At 69.0% G+C, this 14,230-nt stretch carries 15 protein-coding genes; 8 read left to right on the top strand and 7 right to left on the bottom strand.

Translation table 11 applies throughout. From position 1 onward, the window contains the following. Window positions 1-371: 371 nt before the first annotated feature. The 4 genes from DEJ46_RS34655 to DEJ46_RS40625 form a co-directional block, all read right to left on the bottom strand. On the bottom strand, window positions 372-920 hold the full coding sequence (locus tag DEJ46_RS34655) for a uracil-DNA glycosylase (RefSeq protein ID WP_223835327.1): 549 nt from the start codon (window positions 918-920) through the stop codon (window positions 372-374). A 202-nt stretch (window positions 921-1,122) separates the two neighbouring features. Then, complete coding sequence (locus DEJ46_RS34650) at window positions 1,123-2,244, bottom strand: helix-turn-helix domain-containing protein (RefSeq protein WP_150272719.1); 1,122 nt, start codon at window positions 2,242-2,244, stop codon at window positions 1,123-1,125. Between the two features lie 503 nt (window positions 2,245-2,747). Continuing rightward, window positions 2,748-3,140, bottom strand: coding sequence for a DUF3761 domain-containing protein (locus DEJ46_RS34645; protein WP_150272717.1), 393 nt, complete (start codon window positions 3,138-3,140; stop codon window positions 2,748-2,750). A gap of 26 nt (window positions 3,141-3,166) precedes the next feature. Beyond that, window positions 3,167-3,298: a hypothetical protein gene (locus tag DEJ46_RS40625; RefSeq protein ID WP_263411769.1), complete on the bottom strand. Its 132-nt coding sequence runs from the start codon at window positions 3,296-3,298 to the stop codon at window positions 3,167-3,169. A 558-nt stretch (window positions 3,299-3,856) separates the two neighbouring features. Between DEJ46_RS40625 and DEJ46_RS41000 the strand changes: the two genes are divergently transcribed. From DEJ46_RS41000 to DEJ46_RS34630, 3 genes are all read left to right on the top strand, one after another. Continuing rightward, window positions 3,857-4,066, top strand: a complete 210-nt coding sequence (locus DEJ46_RS41000; protein ID WP_150272715.1) for a helix-turn-helix domain-containing protein — start codon at window positions 3,857-3,859, stop codon at window positions 4,064-4,066. A 39-nt stretch (window positions 4,067-4,105) separates the two neighbouring features. Further along, a complete protein-coding gene (locus DEJ46_RS34635) occupies window positions 4,106-5,287 on the top strand; it encodes a tyrosine-type recombinase/integrase (protein ID WP_150272713.1) in 1,182 nt (393 codons plus the stop codon). A gap of 148 nt (window positions 5,288-5,435) precedes the next feature. After that, window positions 5,436-6,086 carry a TetR/AcrR family transcriptional regulator gene (locus tag DEJ46_RS34630; RefSeq protein WP_150272711.1) on the top strand — a complete coding sequence of 217 codons (651 nt, stop codon included), beginning with the start codon at window positions 5,436-5,438 and terminating at the stop codon, window positions 6,084-6,086. Here the strand turns inward: DEJ46_RS34630 and DEJ46_RS34625 are convergent. Then, a complete protein-coding gene (locus DEJ46_RS34625; RefSeq protein WP_190623306.1) occupies window positions 6,065-7,495 on the bottom strand; it encodes an LVIVD repeat-containing protein in 1,431 nt (476 codons plus the stop codon). The genes DEJ46_RS34630 and DEJ46_RS34625 overlap by 22 nt on opposite strands. Window positions 7,496-7,767: 272 nt before the next feature. Between DEJ46_RS34625 and DEJ46_RS34620 the strand changes: the two genes are divergently transcribed. Further along, entirely contained in the window at window positions 7,768-8,418 is a 651-nt protein-coding gene (locus tag DEJ46_RS34620; RefSeq protein WP_150272707.1) for a DUF305 domain-containing protein, read from the top strand. 4 nt (window positions 8,419-8,422) lie between these two features. On the opposite strand, the gene DEJ46_RS34615 is transcribed toward DEJ46_RS34620, so the two are convergent. Continuing rightward, window positions 8,423-8,782, bottom strand: a complete 360-nt coding sequence (locus DEJ46_RS34615; protein WP_150272705.1) for an ArsR/SmtB family transcription factor — start codon at window positions 8,780-8,782, stop codon at window positions 8,423-8,425. Between the two features lie 136 nt (window positions 8,783-8,918). Here DEJ46_RS34615 and DEJ46_RS34610 point away from each other — a divergent pair, with 136 nt between their 5' ends. After that, on the top strand, window positions 8,919-10,001 hold the full coding sequence (locus tag DEJ46_RS34610; protein ID WP_150272703.1) for an NADH:flavin oxidoreductase/NADH oxidase: 1,083 nt from the start codon (window positions 8,919-8,921) through the stop codon (window positions 9,999-10,001). Window positions 10,002-10,173: 172 nt separating this feature from the next. Then, a complete protein-coding gene (locus DEJ46_RS34605; protein WP_150272701.1) occupies window positions 10,174-11,256 on the top strand; it encodes a WD40/YVTN/BNR-like repeat-containing protein in 1,083 nt (360 codons plus the stop codon). Window positions 11,257-11,302: 46 nt separating this feature from the next. Here DEJ46_RS34605 and DEJ46_RS34600 read toward each other — a convergent pair whose 3' ends face one another. Further along, the gene (locus DEJ46_RS34600; RefSeq protein ID WP_150272699.1) at window positions 11,303-11,980 is read right to left on the bottom strand and encodes a uracil-DNA glycosylase; all 678 of its coding nucleotides are present in this window, start codon (window positions 11,978-11,980) and stop codon (window positions 11,303-11,305) included. Between the two features lie 93 nt (window positions 11,981-12,073). On the opposite strand from DEJ46_RS34600, the gene DEJ46_RS34595 reads away from it, so the two are divergent. After that, entirely contained in the window at window positions 12,074-13,219 is a 1,146-nt protein-coding gene (locus DEJ46_RS34595; protein WP_150272697.1) for an N-acetylglucosamine kinase, read from the top strand. A 50-nt stretch (window positions 13,220-13,269) separates the two neighbouring features. Next, window positions 13,270-14,193 carry a sirohydrochlorin chelatase gene (locus DEJ46_RS34590; RefSeq protein ID WP_150272695.1) on the top strand — a complete coding sequence of 308 codons (924 nt, stop codon included), beginning with the start codon at window positions 13,270-13,272 and terminating at the stop codon, window positions 14,191-14,193. Window positions 14,194-14,230: the final 37 nt, after the last annotated feature.

Raw genomic sequence — 14,230 nt, 5'->3', positions numbered from 1 at the left:
AATCAGAATTCCAGGGTCCCGGGGAACCATTCAGGAACCTGGCAAGTGCCGCGCCGGGCAACCCTGGGACGCGACGCTAAATGGGGAACAAAAAGGCCCCTGCGTGTGTACGAACGACAGGGGCATCGGTGCTCCCGGCTCCACGGGCCGGGGTGGCACAAGGAAAGGTGCTGGCGATGGTTATGCCGCTGGATCTTGATTGATCTGTCCGCTGTGCGGTTGCGCCGGACTCTTACCCATGAGGTGGAACGGGCTAAACCTCACATCTAAGACATAGCAGGCAGTCCTCTTGTGGTCACGGAGTGCGTTCGCCGGCGCATAGGCGGAAGGCTCGACCTGAGAGCGCAAGTCGAGCCTTCGCGGAAAGTGAACTACAGGTCCCCGTCAGTCCTGCGGAGCGCGTCACCGACTCTCCGGTAGGAGTCGATTCGGTGCTGTGCTCGGCGGGCGCGTTCCTCCGGGTCCCGCACGAAGAGGGCCTGTCGACCGGGGTGGTAGGTGCTCACCACCTCCAGGGTCCTGTCGCGGACGGCATCCGGGTGCGACTTGAGCAGGCGGCGCCACACATCCTGGGCTTCCTTGCCCTGGAGGAGCACGACCTCGACCTTCGGCATCAACCCCAGCAGCCGCTTCAGAACCTCGGCACCGGCCTGGAGCTCAGCTGCGTTCGGGGAGCGGTTGATGTACCAGGGGTATGCGTTCCAGGGTGTGATGTCACGAGGCGCTATCCCGGCCTCCTCGAAGATCTGTGCCTGAAGTTCCGCCGTCGGATCGTCGTTCTCCACGCACAGAAATCCCGAGCCGACGCCTTCCTGCGTCTTGGGACCCGGGTCCCGCAGAACGGACAGGACACGGGCCTCCGCCCCTCCGTGCCAGGGCGCCACATGCGGCAGCCAGCCACGCCCCTCCTGGTCACGCAAGGCGTCGACCATCTCATTGACCGGACGGACATGAGGGGCGTAACGCCCCTGCTCCTGCTTCACTCGGAACGCCTCATCACGCATCCGTCTTGCCATGCTTCGCTTCCTCCAACACCGGACGACACCGTCGCAGGGCACCCTAACGGGCACGTCTGACACTGCTCGATCGGACGGAACTGCGGCCGACCGGCTAGAGGCCGACTCACGCAACGGTGGTCGGCATGGCTACCTCGCTCATCAGCATGCGCAACGTCAAGCTGTGCTTCTCGGGAGGTAGCGCGTCCATGGCGGCCTGGGCGTAGGCCACGCCCCCTGTGGGGTCACCGGACCGGGCAAGCATCAGGCCCCGGTGAAGCTCAAGGTGCGTCGCGAACCGAGGAAGCTTGGCCGGTAGCTCTGCCCGCGCGGCGTCCTGAGCATCCACGGCCCCGCGCTCATCCCCGAGCCTCGCCAGCAGGAGGGACCGGAACACGTTCAACCGCCACCACGGCACGGCGTAGTCGCTGGTCTGCTCGTACGAACCTGCTCGGTCGAAGATCCGGCAGCCCATCGTGTCCAGCTCGCGGGCCGACCGGTGGTCCCCACGGAGTGCGGCGGCGTGAGCCTTGCCGTAGATGGCGTTCAGCAGGCCCAAGGAGGGCTTGCCGGAGCCGATGGCTAGTGCCTGGTCGGCGAGCACGTCAGCCACTCCCAGGGAAGCCCCCTCGTAGCCGAGAGCGATAGCGGCACGGCCCCGCACCCACACCCGCGCATCCGTGTCCCTGGACTCGTCCGCCGCCTGCGCGGCCATCCGGTACCAGTGCACGGCCTTGGATCCGTCCGCCCCCGGGAACGTCTTCGCGTACAGGGTCATCAGCCGTGACGCGACCGACCACAAGCGTGGGTCATCCAACTGTTGCTGAACCACCACGAGTTCACCCGACACACGGCGCTGAATGTCAGCGGCGCCCATGGACATGTAGTCGGTGCCGTACGTGGCCAGCTTGGCCTCCCAGGCATCCACAGCCGGACCGCCGGCAAGCCGTGCGGCGAACCCTGCCGACAGGAGGTCGGAGGCGACTACAGGGGCTATGACGGCCCCGGCGGCATCAGTCAGAAACGTACGGCGCTTCACATCGTCCTCAAGCACGGCTAGGGGAACATCGAGCACAGCGGCCAGACAGCGCAGGTAGAACGCCCCTGGCGTCACCTTCGAACGCTCCCAGCGGCTCACGTACTCCCGATCAAGGTTCGTGTCGAAGGCGTCGTTGATCTCCGACGCTAACCGCCCCTGGCTCCAGCCTCGTGCCGTACGCAGATCCTTGATCAAAGCCCCGATCGACATGGAACCCATCATGCCCCCACGACAAGGCGCGGAAGGGTCAATGGCAGTTGACTGTGTGGAACTTGCCCCTACGGATGCCTCTACCTCCGACGCTCGCGCTAGACCACGCTCAAAGCCTCAAGCGAACGGTGTGGGAGGCAGACGGCACATGGCTGGCAGCGAGACGAGAGTTCCCGAGTACTCCACCTACGTACCGAGCGGCCACACGTGCACCCGGTGCAAGCAGGGGATCAAGCAGTTGGAGCCCGCACGCCGTATCCGGATCATCGGGCGAGTCGAGGGGACCGGCCCCCTTGTGGAGTACGAACACCTTCGCTGCCCGAACCTGTGACGCATGCCTTGGCGGCTACGACGCGGGTCCTGTCAGTTGAGTGCCGGCTAGGACAGCGGCAGGGGTACGAGGACGTTCACGCGTGGTGCCGACAGACCGAGGACGTACCCCTGCCGCACTCCGACGGCTCGATCCTGCTCGCCCGTAAGTGCCAGTGCTCCTGCCACCACCACTAGCAGACGATGCGACCAAACCTTGCCATCTGTCGATCAACCTGCTCTTGAGTGCGGGGCGGGGAATTGCGACAGATGACCTGCGTGCCATCTGCCGCGCTCCACCTCCCAGCCACTCCCCCGTGATGGCTGCACGCACCCTGCTTGCCGATGGAGAAGGACAGCGTGCCGTCTGCACAAACGGCCCCCTCGTAGCTCCAGTCGATCGGTGTACGTGTGGTAGGCGCCGCTGACGGCACCGACGCCAGTCTGGCCTGTCTCTCGCGCTCCTCCTGTTCGTCACGCTTGATCCCATCGATGATCCCGAAGATCATGAGCGCCGGGAACACAAGCACAAACAGTCCGGCACAGACCATGCCGAATCCGTGCCAGACCTTCTTCGCAACGCTCACGGTCCGCTGGGTCGCGGATCGTATGCTCACAGCGCGCACTTCGGGTGTCTGCACATGCGGTGCCCGGCGGCCCGCTCGATGGCCTCGGCCTCCGAACTGAACTCGATCACATCCTGGGACGCGATGCCCTGCGCCTCGTTGCCCTGCTGCCCAGACACCAACCCCGGACACTCTCCGGACCGGTGCACCACGTCACCCTGCTCCGCTACCCAGTAGGACTGGCTCCCGCTCATACCTCGACTCCTCTCCCCCTCCTGACCAACCGGGCCAGTGTGCCAGCCACCACAGCCTCCCCATAGGTACCTCGGACTACTGGCAGGCCCGATCCATCTCACGTGGTGACACAAAAGTTGAGACAAAATCGCAGGTCAACACCCTCCCGTCGCCGATGCGGGAGGGTTCTTTCCTTGCGCTCAGGAACTCACGGATGGGCTCGATATGGCGAGAATCCTTGCCCGCGATCTTGAGATTCCATGATCAAAGTTGGATATCCCCACGCAATTTACTAAGCATGACCCCTCGCGCGCTACTTCGCCAGGACGAGTGGCGGGTTGACCTTTGATTCGATTTCAACTTACGCATTGCACCTGATTGCTGCCCCGGCGTAGCCATCGGCGAGTGATCGAAACGGGAACGCCCAACCCGGTTTCAGCACACGCCGTCAGCCGTAATGTTCAGACAGGGGGAAGTTCACCGCACGTCACCGGAGATCATCCATGCCGGAATCCGCCCTATGGACCTCACAAGGTAACCCGTCACTACTCACCACCACGCAAGCCGCCGAATACCTATCAGTCTCCACAGGAACACTCGCTAACTGGCGCTATCGGCGCGAGGGTCCACCTTTCGTCAAGGCCGGTAAGTGCATCCGCTACCGACTAAAAGACCTTGAATCCTGGCTGTCTTCAAGCATCGATAAAAAGTAGAATTGAACTACAGGGAGGGGGAATTGGAGCAAAAGGATCATGAGCACAGTGCAGGTATGGGACGCATGGCACCGGGACACTCCGGCAAGCCCTGACGACAGGCCGTGCGGCCACAGGGCCAAGGGTCACGCCCTCTACGCGACGCAACGACACGGGGTCGGCAAGCGCTGGAAGGTGCGCTACCGCGACACCATGGGAAGGCAACGGGCGGAGTCCTTCGACAGGAAGCCCGACGCCGAGAAGCGAGCGGCTGAAATAGCCATAGAACTCGGTAGGGGAACCTACGTGGACCCTAAGGCTGGTAACACTCTTTTCAACGTGGTGGCCGCTCAGTGGAGAGCACAGAGGATCTACCGGCCGAATTCCGCGTTGAAGGTTGACGGCGTCTTCCGGCTGTACATCGATCCCTTTTTCCAGCACCGCCCCGTAGGGAAGATCACGACTGACGAGATACGGGCATGGCTCGCAAGTGATCACATGGCCAAACTGTCACCGGCCAGCCGGCATACCGCACTCGGTTACCTGCATTCCGTGCTCCAAAAGGCCATTGAGGACGGCCTGATAAACCGTGACCCTTCTTCCCCTGTGAAAGCCAACGGCGGCAAGCACAAGCCTATAGACAGGGTGCTGTCGAGCCATGAGGTTTCTCTGCTCATCAAGACCGCACCCGATGAACTGCGCCCCGTGGTGATGCTCGCGGCCGGTACCGGTCTGCGACTGGGGGAAGTGCTCGGGCTCACCGCTCAGGATGTCGACCTTGAACGCAAACTGTTGCATGTCCGGCAGCAATGGCTTTTGAAACAGGGCGAGTTGGGGCCCCTCAAGACAGAGTCCTCGCGTCGTACCGTACCGTTGGCTGATGTGCTGGTGACCATGCTCCGGCCCTTTGTGGAGGGTGCGGAGTCGTCATCGGCCCCGCATCTGTTGTTCACCCTCGGCCGCCGTGTCGAGGGCATGTGGGCCAAGGCAGTCAAGGGCGCTGGCGTGACGGCGAGGTTCCATGACCTGCGACACCACTTCGCATCCGTGCTCATCGGCTCCGGGGCGGACGTGAAGGCGGTACAGAAGATCTTGGGCCACACCTCGGCGGCCATGACCCTGGACACGTACGCCCACTACTTCCACGGCACCGCCGATGACACCGTGAGGGCCGCGATCCAAGGCAGCTTTGGGCAGGATCATGAACCCGTTGTGCACCCTGACCACGGTTCGGAGGCATAGGTGCAGGTAGACAGCATGAGGCCGCCCGTCCTGGACGATCCCCCGTGTCGCCCAGAACAGACGGCCTGCCCGCCGGCCTGCCACAGGGGCCCGCCGACGGGATGCGCTGAGTATATTGGCCGGCAGCCAGTCAACGCAGGAGCCAAGCATGTCCCCGCGCAGCCCATCGGTCAATGAAGAGCTCAGGCGCCGCTCACGTGAGCGGATTCTGCAGGCCACCGTGGACCTGGTGTCGACGCGGGGCTACGAGGCGACCACGCTCGGCGACATCGCGGAGCGTGCGGGGTCGGCGCGCGGACTCATCTCGTACTACTTCCCGGGGAAGCGGCAGCTGCTGCAGGCGGCGGTGCACCGGCTGATGCACCTGACGCTGGAGGAGGCGCTGGAGCGCGAGCCGCACACGGAGGACGGCCGGGAGCGGCTGGCGCGGGCCATCGACGCGATCCTGGGCCTCGCGGTGTCGCGTCCCACGCTGATGCGGACCCACATGGCGGGAATCCTCCAGGCCGAGGGGTTCGTGCAGTGCCAGGAGCAGCAGCGCCTCGCCCACCTGCTGCGGGACACGGTCGTCCGGTACGGCTCCGCGGACGTGGACACGGACTATCCGCTGCTGCGCGCCCTGCTGATGGGCGCGGTGGTGGCTGTTCTGCTGCCGGGCGCCCCGATGCCGATGGCGCGGCTGCGGTGGGAGCTCTTCCAGCGGTACGGGCTGGGATGGGAGCAGGGCGCGCCGCCGGACGGAGGTCCGCCCGACAGCACGCCCGTGGTGCGGCTCGGTCAGTCGTCGAAGTCGAAGTAGTCCGGCTGCGTCTGGACGTTGAGCTCGTCCATCCGGATCCGCTTCGCGGGGTCGGTACGACGGTCGGAGAGCTTCAGGACGTCGAAGCCCTTGGCGATGTCGTTCGAGTAGATGTAGCCGTTGTAGTAGTACGCGGACCAGGAACCGCCCGTGGAGATCGTGGTGGCGGACAGCGGGCCGCGCTCGAAGTAGCCGATCTCCTTCGGGTTGGCGGAGTCCGTGAAGTCCCAGACGGAGACGCCGCCCTGGTACCAGGCCTGGACCATGAGGTCCTTGCCCTTGACCGGGATGAGCGAGCCGTTGTGGGCGACGCAGTTCTCGGTGTCGGCCTGGTGGCGCGGGATCTTGAAGTAGCTGCGGAAGACCAGCTTGCGCTTGTCGCCCTTGCCGACGATGTCGTAGATGCCGTCGGCGCCCCGGTTCGGGCCGACCACGGCGTTGCAGGTCGCGCCGCCGCCACCGCCGAGCTCGTCGGTGAAGACGACCTTGTTGGCCTTCTGGTTGAAGGTGGCCGAGTGCCAGAAGGCGAAGTTGACGTTGTCCTGGACCTGGTCGATCACCTTCGGGCGCTCGGGGTCCTCGATGTCGAAGAGGATGCCGTCACCCATGCAGGCGCCGGCGGCGAGGTCCTTCTCCGGCAGCACGGTGATGTCGTGGCAGCCGGTGGTCTTGGAGACGCCCGGGTTGGTGGGACCGCCGGGGTTGCCGCCGCCGTCCGGGCCCTCGCCCGGGAAGAGGACGGGGAAGCTGACGATCGCGGCCTTCTCGGGCGCCTTGCGCGGGACCTTGATGACCGAGATGCCGTCGTGCGGGGGCTGGCAGTCGGGGAAGGCCGCGTTGGGCGAGTAGGAGGAGACGTACACGTACACGTTCTTGCCCTTGGGCAGGAGCGTGTGGGTGTGCGAGCCGCAGGCGGTCTCGACGGCGGCGACGTACTTCGGGTTCCTGATGTCGCTGATGTCGAAGATCTTCATGCCCTCCCAGGATTCCTTCACCGAGGCGGGCTGCGACGTGCTGGCGCAGGAGTTGTCGCTGCGGGAGGAGTCGGTGGAGAGGAAGACCAGGTTCCCGGAGACGGAGATGTCGTTCTGGGAGCCGGGGCAGAGGACCTGGGCGACGGTCGTCGGGGCCTTCGGGTTGCTGATGTCGAAGATCCGGAAGCCGTCGTAGTTGCCTGCGAAGGCGTACTTGCCCTGGAAGGCGAGGTCGGAGTTGGTGCCCTTGAGGGCGTCCTTGGGGATGTTGGCGAGATGTTCGATGTTCTTGCTGTGGACGATCTCGTCCACGCCGGGGATGTCACCGCTCTGGATGGCGGAGCGCGCCTCGGCGGCCTGCTCCGCGGAGACCGTGCCCTGGGTCAGGGCGTCTCCGGGGTCGGGGGTGGCGACCGAGGGTCCGGCCGCCAGCATCGTGGCCAGCAGGCCGGCGGCGGCCGACGCCACACCCAGGCGTCTGATCCGTGCACGCGGGCTACGCGGGGTACGCGATATTCGCAACGAAGTCACTCCGTCCTCGCTGGTATCCGTTCAGCCTTGAACGGATGTTGGACCCCGGCAGTATGGTCCTTGGCGTGCGCATCTCAACAGATGGCAACACAGACGTAATGAAGGAATCTGATCGATCCCTCCGGGAAAAGTGCTAGGAACGGTCACTGTCCCCGCAAGAACATCTGGAGGTCGCGTTGTTGATCCGCCGTCACCGTGCCGTCGTCGCCGTGGCCCTGTCAGCCGTCGCCGTACTCGCCCTGGGCGCCTGCGAGTCGGGATCCGGCACGGCCGCACCGCGGGCCGAGGCCTCGGCCGGAGGCTCGGTGGTGGCCCCGGGGAAGCCCGGCGAGCCGGCCAAGCGGATATCGCCGGAGGAGGCCGCCAGGCTCCTCCCCGACGAGAGCCCGAACAGCGCCGACTTCACGTACGCGCAGATGATGATCGTCCACCACCGCCAGGCGCTGACCATGACGGAACTCGCCCCGCAGCGGGCGGGATCCCCGATGGTGAAGAAGGTGGCCGAGCGGATCGCGGCCGCGCAGCAGCCGGAGATCGCCGCGATGGAGGGCTGGCTGAAGAACAACGGCGGGCCGCGCGAGCAGAGCGGCCACGACCATCACTCGATGCCGGGCATGGCGACCGAGGCCCAGCTGAAGGAGCTGAAGGGCGCGAAGGGCGAGGCCTTCGACACGCTGTTCCTGAAGCTCATGATCACGCACCACGAGGGGGCCGTGACGATGGCGGCCGAGGTGCTGAGCGAGGGCAACAACGTCCTGGTCGAGGAGATGGCCAACGACGTGATCGCCCAGCAGACCTCGGAGATCAACCGGATGCGGTCGCTGTAGGGGCTCAAGCCCCTTCGGCGGCGTCCCGGCGGCCGGCCTGCGCCTCGGCCGCCGTCAGGACGGTGTCCAGGAGGCCGGGGAAGAGGGCGTCCAGGTCGTCCTTGCGCAGGGCGTTGAGCTTCGCCGTGCCCTGGTACATCTGCTGGATCACGCCACTCTCGCGCAGGACGCGGAAGTGGTGCGTCGTCGTGGACTTGGTGACCGGGAGGTCGAAGTACGAGCAGCTCAGCGCGTCGCCCTCGCGTGCCAGATCCCGCACGATGCGCAGTCGCACGGTGTCCGAGAGCGCGTGGAGCACCCCTTCCAGGCCGATCTGGTCCCGCGTGGGGTGTTCGAGCGCGCGAGGGCTGGCGGCGGTCGACATGGCGGCGGCTCCGCTTCATCCGGTGGGGCCTCATTGACGGAGCCCCATTGTACGAGAACTCTCGTAGTTTGACAGGTGCCGTACTACGATGAGTATCGTACGAGCATCCTTCGAGGCCCCCGAAACGGAGTCCGTCATGAGCGTCGCCCTGTTCCAGCCCTACACCCTGCGTTCGCTGACCGTGCCCAACCGGGTCTGGATGGCGCCGATGTGCCAGTACTCGGCCGAGATGACCGGGCCGAACGCGGGTGTGGCCGGAGACTGGCACTTCGCCCACTACGCCTCCCGGGCCACCGGCGGCGCCGGGCTCATCCTCGTCGAGGCGACCGCCGTCGCCCCCGAGGGCCGGATCAGCCCCGCGGACCTCGGCCTGTGGAACGACACCCAGACGGAGGGCCTGCGCCGGATCGCGGACTTCCTCAAGGAGCACGGCACCGTGCCCGGCATCCAGATCGGCCACGCCGGACGCAAGGCCTCGACCAACCGCCCCTGGCAGGGCCGCGGTCCCGTCGCGCCGGGCGGGCCCGGCTGGCAGCCCGTCGGCCCCAGCCCGGTCGCCTTCGACGAGGGGTACCCGGTGCCGACCGAGCTGACCGTCGAGCGGATCCGCGAGATCACCGGGCAGTTCGCGGACGCGGCCCGCCGCGCGCTGGACGCCGGCTTCGAGGTCGTCGAGGTGCACGGTGCCCACGGCTACCTCATCGGCGAGTTCCTCTCCCCGCACAGCAACCACCGCACCGACGAGTACGGCGGCTCCTTCGAGAACCGGACCCGGCTCGCCCTGGAGGTCGTCGACGCGGTGCGGTCCGTGTGGCCCGAGGAGCTGCCCGTCTTCTTCCGGATCTCCGCCACCGACTGGCTGGAGGAGCAGGGCTGGACGGCCGACGAGACCGTGCGGTTCGCGGCGCTGCTGCGCGAGCACGGCGTCGACCTCCTCGACGTCTCCAGCGGCGGGAACGGCGGCCCGGCGCGGATCCCCGTGGGTCCGGGCTACCAGGTGCCGTTCGCAGCCCGGGTCAGGGCGGAGACCGGACTGCCGGTGGCCGCCGTCGGCCTGATCACCGAGAGCGAGCAGGCCGAGAAGATCCTCGCCAACGGCGAGGCCGACGCGGTCCTCCTCGGCCGCGAGCTGCTCCGCGACGCCTCCTGGCCCCGCCGCGCGGCCCGCGAGCTCGGCGCGGAGACCCATGCCCCTGCGCAGTACGCCTGGGCGATCTGAGAGGCAGGGCAGGGGTCGTCCCCGGGCCCGGCGTCCGGGGTGGTCCCGGACCGTGTCCGGGGCCGCCCCGGGCCGGTGTCCCGGGGCCTCAGGTGTGTCCGGGGGCCGTTGTCAGTGGGCGGGTGCAGACTGGCCCGTATCCGCGACAACGGCGTCCTGGAGGTACCAAGCCATGCCTGACGTACTCCTCACCGTAGGCACCCGCAAGGGGCTCTTCATCGGCCACCGGCACGACGGCCGATGGGAGTTCGACGATCCGGCCTTCCCCGCGCAGGCCGTCTACTCGGTCGCGATCGACACCCGACGGCCGGTACCGCGGCTCCTCGTGGGCGGGGACAGCGCCCACTGGGGACCCTCCGTCTTCCACTCCGACGACCTCGGCAAGAACTGGACCGAGCCCGCGCGGCCCGCGGTGAAGTTCCCCGAGGACACGGGCGCCTCGCTGGAGCGCGTCTGGCAGCTGCACCCGGCGCCCGGGCACTCCCCCGACGTCGTCTACGCGGGGACGGAACCGGCGGCGCTGTTCCGCTCGGCGGACGGCGGGGAGTCCTTCGAGCTCGTCCGCCCGCTCTGGGAGCATCCCACCCGGGGCAAGTGGGTGCCCGGCGGAGGCGGCGAGGCCGTCCACACCGTCGTCACCGACCCCCGCGACCCGGACGCGCTCACCGTCGCGGTGTCGACCGCCGGGGTGTTCCGCTCCCGGGACGGCGGGGCCGCGTGGGCGCCGTCCAACCAAGGGGTGCCCGCGGTCTTCCTGCCCGACCCGAACCCCGAGTTCGGGCAGTGCGTCCACAAGATCGCCCAGGACGCGGCCGACAAGGACCGGCTGTACCTCCAGAACCACTGGGGCGTCTTCCGCAGCGACGACGGGGGCGGCAGCTGGTCCGACATCGGCGCCGGACTCCCCTCCGACTTCGGCTTCGCCGTCGCCGCCCACCCGCACCGCCCGGACACCGCCTACGTCTTCCCCATCACGGCGGACTCCGACCGTGTCCCGGCCGGCCGACGCTGCCGCGTCTACCGGACGAACGACGCCGGAGCCAGCTGGGAACCGCTGAGCCGGGGCCTGCCCGAGGGCGACCACTACGGCACGGTGCTGCGGGACGCGCTCTGCACCGACGACGCGGACCCGGCGGGCGTCTACTTCGGCAACCGCAACGGCGAGTTGTACGCGAGCGACGACGACGGGGAGAGCTGGAGACTCCTGGCGGAGCACCTGCCGGACGTCCTGTGCGTGCGGGCCGCGGTGATCTGACGGCCCGCTCCGGACGGCGGCCGGGCGCCCGCCCGCCGCGTACGGATCAGGGCAGGCGCCAGTCCACGGGCTGGGCGCCCTGCTCCAGGAGGAGTTCGTTGGCGCGGCTGAAGGGGCGGGAGCCGAAGAAGCCCCGGTCCGCCGACATCGGAGACGGGTGCGCCGACTCGATCGCCGGGAGGTCCCCGAGGAGCGGCCGGGCGTTCCGGGCGTCCCGTCCCCACAGGATGGACACCAGGGGCTTGCCCCGGGCGGCGAGGGCGCGGATGGCCTGCTCGGTCACCTCTTCCCAGCCCTTGCCGCGGTGGGCGGCCGGCTTGCGCGGGGCCGTGGTCAGGGCCCTGTTGAGGAGCAGGACGCCCTGACGGGTCCACGGGGTCAGGTCGCCGTTCGACGGCCGGGGCAGCCCGAGGTCGGTGTTCAGCTCGCGGTAGATGTTCTCCAGGCTGCCCGGCAGCGAGCGGATCTCGGGGGCGACCGCGAAGCTGAGGCCGATCGCCATCCCCGGTGTCGGGTAGGGGTCCTGACCCACGATCAGGACCCGCACGTCGTCGAATGGCTGCTGGAAGGCCCGCAGGACGTTCGGCCCGGACGGCAGGTACGTCCGGCCCGCGGCGATCTCCGCGCGCAGGAAGTCGCCCATCTCCGCCACACGGCCCGCGACGGGGCTCAGAGCCTCCGCCCAGCCGGGCTCCACCAGTTCGTTCAAGGGTCGCGCTGTCACGGTCCGTCACTCTACCGGCCTACAGTGACAACCCGGTCCGCCCGGACCGCCGCCCTCTAGACTCCCGTCACCCGCCCGCCCCTTGTCCCTCTCATGTCAGGACGGTGCACCGTGGATTCCGTGGATTCCGTCGATTCCGTGAACGAACCCGCCGAGGGGCTCGTCATCGGTGTGGACTCCGGTGGGTCCGGGCTGCGGATCGCGCTGGCCGCGGCCGCGGACGGCACGGTCCTCGGCACCCTCGCCACGCGGGAGCCGGTCGGGACCGGGCCGGGCGGCATCTCGGCGGCCCACTTCCTGGAGCAGGTCCTCCCCGCCGTCCGCGAGCTGCGCGAGCGCGCCGCGACGGGGGCGGCAGCCGGCCGGCCGGTCCGCGCGGTGGCCGTGGGCGCCGCGGGGATGGCGACCCTCGGGCGCGAGCTGCGGGCCGAACTGCCGGGCGCCTTCGCCGGGGCGTGGGGCGTACGACGGCTCGCGCTCGCGGCCGACGCCGTCACCGCGTACGCCGGGGCGCTCGGACAGCGGCCGGGTGCGGTCGTCGCGGGCGGCACGGGGATGATTGCGCTCGGTACGGATCTGGCGTCCTGGCGCCGGGCCGACGGCTGGGGGCACCTCCTCGGCGACTGTGGCAGCGGGGCCTGGATCGGCCGGGCGGGCCTGGAGGCGGCGATGCGCGCCCACGACGGGCGGCGCGGCGGTTCGGCGGCGCTCCTCGCCCGCGCCGAGAAGCTGTTCGGGCCGGCGGCGGGCCTGCCGGGCGTGCTCTACCCCCGTACGGACCGGCCCGCCGTACTCGCCTCGTTCGCCCCGGAGGTGGGGGCCTGCGCCGCAGCGGGCGACCCGGTCGCGGCGGAGGTCCTCGGCCGCGCCGCGGCGCATGTCGCGGACGCCGCCGAGGCCGTGTGCCCGGCCGCCCCGGGGGCCCTGGTCGCCCTGACGGGCGGTCTCTTCAGGATGGGCGACCCCCTGCTCGTACCCCTGCGGGCCGCGCTCGCGGAGCGGATCCCGCACGCCCGGACGGTCCCGCCCGCGGGCGATCCGCTGGCCGGGGCGGTCGCCCTCGCCTCGGCACTCGCCTCCGGCACGCTGCGCCTGCCGGAGGACCCGTCGCTGCTGCGCCTGTTCGACGGCATGACGGCGCAGCCGACGGCATCCGCCCAGGTCGGGCGTGGTGCGGAGGCACGAGAGGGGCCGGGAGCGGACACGGAGACCGGACATACAGGGACAGACGACGCGTGATCGCACCTCACCGAACAGCGTGTCCGACGAAACCAGTAGCATGCGGCGCCATGAGCTCCCCCACTGGGCCTGCTTCCGGCCTGCCTGTACGAATGCCTCGACCCCGCCAGTCCGGGCGGCACCGTCGCCCCGAACCCGCGGCGGCGCCCGAGGGCGCTCCCGCACTGGTTCTCGCCGTTCCCGGTGTGCCGTCGGCCGCCATACGCTCGCTGGCCGAAGAGGTCGTGAGCATCGCCCGCTCGGAGCTGCCCGGCCTGGAGGCCGTGATCGGCTTCCTGGACGGCGACGACATCGAGTACCCCGCGCTCGCGACGGTGCTGACGGCCGCCGAGGCGCTCCGCGCCCAGCGGTACGAGCTGGCCCTGGCCGCCGGCCGTGAGGTCGCCGCCCCGACCGGCCCCGCCGCCGTCGTGGTCCCGCTGCTCGCGGGCCCGGACAGCGCCCTGATGCGCCAGGTGCGCCAGGCCGTCATGGACAGCGGCAACACCGCCGAGCTGACCGAGGTCCTCGGCCCGCACCCGCTGCTGGCCGAGGCGCTGCACGTGCGCCTGTCGGAGGCCGGGCTCGCCCGTGCCGACCGCGCCCGGCTGTTCACGGTGGCGACGGCCGCCGACGGCATCATCCTGGCCACCGTCGGTGGCGAGGAGGCCGTGCAGGCCGCCGGGATCACCGGCATGCTGCTCGCCGCGCGCCTCGCGGTGCCGGTGATGGCCGCCGCGCTCGACCAGGAGGGTTCGATCACCTCCATCGCCGAGCAGCTGCGCGCCTCGGGCTCCGCCCAGCTGGCGCTCGCGCCGTACCTGATCGGCCCGGAGCTGGCCGAGGGCCTGCTCGACGAGGCCTCCAAGGAGGCCGGTTGCGCCGCTGCCGAGCCGCTGGGGGCCTACCCGGCGATCGGCAAGCTGGTGCTCTCGCAGTACACCTCGGCGCTGGGCATCCCGCCGCAGCAGCCGCAGGGCGCTCCGTCGCTCTGAGGCGCTACACGAGGGGAAAGGGCCCGCACCGGGAAGA

This window comes from Streptomyces venezuelae (assembly GCF_008642375.1).
GTDB classification, from domain to species: Bacteria; Actinomycetota; Actinomycetes; order Streptomycetales; family Streptomycetaceae; genus Streptomyces; species Streptomyces venezuelae_G.
The sequence above is the reverse complement of the archived record's forward strand: the minus strand, read 5'-3'. Positions and strand labels throughout refer to the sequence as shown.

What these genes read in the sequence shown, in the direction of transcription:
- DEJ46_RS34650 (WP_150272719.1), bottom strand. Translation starts at nt 2,244, where the DNA reads ATGTCGATCGGGGCTTTGATCAAGGATCTGCGTACGGCACGAGGCTGG.
- DEJ46_RS41000 (WP_150272715.1), top strand. Translation starts at nt 3,857, where the DNA reads ATGCCGGAATCCGCCCTATGGACCTCACAAGGTAACCCGTCACTACTC.
- DEJ46_RS34635 (WP_150272713.1), top strand. Translation starts at nt 4,106, where the DNA reads ATGAGCACAGTGCAGGTATGGGACGCATGGCACCGGGACACTCCGGCA.
- DEJ46_RS34630 (WP_150272711.1), top strand. Translation starts at nt 5,436, where the DNA reads ATGTCCCCGCGCAGCCCATCGGTCAATGAAGAGCTCAGGCGCCGCTCA.
- DEJ46_RS34625 (WP_190623306.1), bottom strand. Translation starts at nt 7,495, where the DNA reads ATGCTGGCGGCCGGACCCTCGGTCGCCACCCCCGACCCCGGAGACGCC.
- DEJ46_RS34615 (WP_150272705.1), bottom strand. Translation starts at nt 8,782, where the DNA reads ATGTCGACCGCCGCCAGCCCTCGCGCGCTCGAACACCCCACGCGGGAC.
- DEJ46_RS34610 (WP_150272703.1), top strand. Translation starts at nt 8,919, where the DNA reads ATGAGCGTCGCCCTGTTCCAGCCCTACACCCTGCGTTCGCTGACCGTG.
- DEJ46_RS34605 (WP_150272701.1), top strand. Translation starts at nt 10,174, where the DNA reads ATGCCTGACGTACTCCTCACCGTAGGCACCCGCAAGGGGCTCTTCATC.
- DEJ46_RS34595 (WP_150272697.1), top strand. Translation starts at nt 12,074, where the DNA reads ATGTCAGGACGGTGCACCGTGGATTCCGTGGATTCCGTCGATTCCGTG.
- DEJ46_RS34590 (WP_150272695.1), top strand. Translation starts at nt 13,270, where the DNA reads ATGAGCTCCCCCACTGGGCCTGCTTCCGGCCTGCCTGTACGAATGCCT.